The organism is Pseudorhizobium endolithicum (assembly GCF_902153245.2).
In the GTDB taxonomy this organism is placed as follows: Bacteria; Pseudomonadota; Alphaproteobacteria; order Rhizobiales; family Rhizobiaceae; genus Neorhizobium; species Neorhizobium endolithicum.
This window is the reverse complement of record NZ_CABFWF030000010.1, coordinates 438,551-441,338: the sequence shown is the minus strand read 5'-3', so window position 1 is coordinate 441,338 and position 2,788 is coordinate 438,551. Positions and strand designations below refer to the sequence as shown.

The 2,788-nt window shown below is 64.1% G+C and carries 4 protein-coding genes; 1 reads left to right on the top strand and 3 read right to left on the bottom strand.

Annotated elements, in window-relative coordinates:
• The 3 genes from RTCK_RS08000 to argH all read right to left on the bottom strand — a co-directional run.
• A partial coding sequence (locus RTCK_RS08000) for a diaminopimelate decarboxylase family protein (protein WP_408004512.1) occupies nucleotides 1-384 on the bottom strand: 384 nt, incomplete at its 3' end.
• Between the two features lie 12 nt (nucleotides 385-396).
• Nucleotides 397-597 (bottom strand): LPS translocon maturation chaperone LptM, encoded by a 201-nt coding sequence (gene lptM, locus RTCK_RS07995; RefSeq protein ID WP_142592409.1) that lies wholly within the window; start codon nucleotides 595-597, stop codon nucleotides 397-399.
• An 85-nt stretch (nucleotides 598-682) separates the two neighbouring features.
• Nucleotides 683-2,086, bottom strand: coding sequence for an argininosuccinate lyase (gene argH / locus RTCK_RS07990; protein ID WP_142592408.1), 1,404 nt, complete (start codon nucleotides 2,084-2,086; stop codon nucleotides 683-685).
• Between the two features lie 24 nt (nucleotides 2,087-2,110).
• On the opposite strand from argH, the gene tlpA reads away from it, so the two are divergent.
• Nucleotides 2,111-2,770: a thiol:disulfide interchange protein TlpA gene (gene tlpA, locus RTCK_RS07985; RefSeq protein WP_142592407.1), complete on the top strand. Its 660-nt coding sequence runs from the start codon at nucleotides 2,111-2,113 to the stop codon at nucleotides 2,768-2,770.
• Nucleotides 2,771-2,788 lie beyond the last annotated feature (18 nt).

The window sequence follows — 2,788 nt, the reverse complement described above, 5'->3', positions numbered from 1 at the left end:
CGGCTCGGATTCGACATTGAAGCAGTAGATGCCGGCCTCGAGCGCCAGGTCCATCTCGGATGCCGTCTTGCCGACGCCGGAGAACATGATGCGGTTCGCCGGAATGCCGGCGGCCAGCGCCCGGCGCAGTTCGCCCCCCGAGACGACATCGACGCCGGCCCCGAGACGGCCGAGCGTCCGCAACACGGCCTGATTGGAATTGGCCTTCATCGCATAGCAGACCATGGCGTCGACGTCGGCAAAGGCCTTCGCGAAGACGGTATAGTGACGCTCCAGCGTCGCGGTCGAATAGACGTAGAAGGGCGTGCCGACTGCCCTGGCGATTTCCGGAATGGGCACGTTTTCGGCGTGGAGCACGCCATCGATATAGTGGAAGTGATTCACGAAGATTTCCGCTCAGAGCAGGGGATCGAGGAGGAACGGCTTTTCTGCCACCGGCTCCGGCTTTCGGTTCTCGCCCGTCTTGCGGATGTTCTGCTGCTCGACGGGCGTGCTCGGACGGTCCAGATCGCCCTTGCGGCCGCAGCCGGAAAGAACCAGGCCGGCCACCGCCAGCGTCAGGGCGATGCCGCCGAATTTGTGCGCGAACTTCGACATTCCGTTTCCTTCATCAAGCAGCTTGCGCTGCTGTCATAGCGAAGTTCCCGCCGCTTGTGCAGTCACTCCGCCGTCATTTCGCAGGCTAGTTGCGGGACCGCCACCAGGCGATCTGCTTGCGCACTTCCGACGGGGCGGTGCCGCCGAAGCTGACGCGGCTTGCGACGGAGGCGTCGACCGACAGAACATTGAAGACCTCGTCGGTGATGGCATCATGGATGCCTTGGAGTTCCGCCAGCGAAAGTTCCGCGAGATCGCAGCCCTTCTGCTCGGCAAGCGCAACGGCCCGGCCGGTCGCGTGATGGGCGTCGCGGAACGGCAGGCCCGCCTCGCGCACCAGCCAGTCGGCGAGGTCGGTAGCGGTGGAGAAGCCGGAGCCTGCGGCCGCGCGCATGCGGTCGGCGCGCACCGTCATGTCGCGCACCATGCCGGTCATGGCGGCGATCGCCAGCTCCAGGTTTTCCGCGGCGTCGAAGACCTGCTCCTTGTCCTCCTGCATGTCCTTGGAATAGGCCAGCGGCAGTCCCTTCATCACCGTCAGGAGCGCCACCAGAGAGCCGTTGATGCGGCCCGTTTTGGCGCGGACCAGTTCGGCTGCATCCGGGTTCTTCTTCTGCGGCATGATGGAGGAGCCGGTCGAAAAGGCGTCCGAGAGGCGGATGAAGCCGAATTGCGGCGTCGACCAGATGACGATCTCCTCCGCCAGCCGCGAAAGATGCATGGCGCAGATGGCGGCGACTGACAGGAATTCCAGGGCGAAATCGCGATCGGAGACGGTGTCGATGGAATTGCGGGTCGGCTCGCGGAAGCCGAGCGCCTCAGCGGTCATGTGCCGGTCGATCGGGAAGCTCGTACCGGCAAGCGCCGCGGCCCCGATCGGGCATTCGTCCAGATGCTCGATCGCATGGCGCACGCGCTGCCGGTCGCGGCCGAACATCTCGACATAGGCCATGCAGTGATGGCCGAAGGTGACGGGCTGCGCCGTCTGCAGGTGGGTGAAGCCAGGCATGACCGTCTCCGCATGTTCCTCGGCGCGGTCGAGGAAGGCGGCGATCAGATCGGTCAGCATCCGCTCCGTCTTGGCGAGCTCTTCCTTTACCCACAGGCGGAAATCCAGCGCCACCTGGTCGTTGCGGGAGCGGGCCGTGTGCAGCCGTCCGGCTGCCGGGCCGATGAGGGCGGCAAGCCGTGCCTCCACGTTCATGTGGATGTCTTCGAGCTTGCGGGAGAATTCGAAGCTGCCGCTCTCGATCTCTGACAGGATCGTGTTCAGTCCTCCGACGATCTTGTCTTTATCTTCGCCGGAAATGATGCCTTTTGCCGCAAGCATGGTCGCATGCGCCATTGAGCCGCGGATGTCCTGGGCGTAGAGCTTCTTGTCGAAGTCGATGGAGGCATTTATCTCCTCCATGATCGCATCCGGGCCGGAGGCGAAGCGACCGCCCCACATCTGGTTGGAGGATACCGTGTCCTTTGTGCCGTCAGCCATGATGCAAAAGTCCTGGAGTGCTAGATGACGAACAAAAGACCGCTTGGCCTTCCCTCCGCCAGATTGATCGTGATCGCCGCCGTGGCTGGCCTGATCGCCGGTGCCGTGGCGGTATACGTGAGGAGTGGCGGGTCTGGCAATGGCGAGGTCGCAGGTGCGGCCGGCTCCTGCGAGGGTACGGTCGAACTGGCGCGGACGGTCGACGAGTTTGCCCGCGGAGAGGTTGCCGCGATGGCGGCCGCCACCTCGCCGCGTCCGATCGACCTGTCTTTCAAGGGGCCGGAAGGCCAGGATCTGAAGACCGGGGATTTTGCCGGCAAGACGGTGCTGCTCAACCTGTGGGCGACATGGTGCGGCCCGTGCCGTGAAGAAATGCCGGCGCTCAACAACCTGCAGAGGGAGATGGGCGGGAAGGATTTCGAGGTGGTCGCCGTCAACATCGATACGGGCTCCGACGAGAAGCCCAGGGCCTTCCTGGCAGAAACGGGCGTGGACGCGCTCGGCTACTACCGCGACAGCACCATGGGCGTCTTCAATACGATGAAGAAGGAAGGGCTTGCCTTCGGCCTCCCCGTCACGCTCATCCTCGACAAGAATGGCTGCCTCGTCTCCGCCATGAATGGTCCTGCAGCCTGGGACAGCCCGGATGCCAAGGCGTTGGTGGCGGCCGCGAAGAAGGGCTGAGCTTGAAGGAATTGGTGG

Bases quoted from the DNA above. Each gene is read 5' to 3' on its own strand.
- lptM (WP_142592409.1), bottom strand. From the start codon at position 597: ATGTCGAAGTTCGCGCACAAATTCGGCGGCATCGCCCTGACGCTGGCG.
- argH (WP_142592408.1), bottom strand. From the start codon at position 2,086: ATGGCTGACGGCACAAAGGACACGGTATCCTCCAACCAGATGTGGGGC.
- tlpA (WP_142592407.1), top strand. From the start codon at position 2,111: ATGACGAACAAAAGACCGCTTGGCCTTCCCTCCGCCAGATTGATCGTG.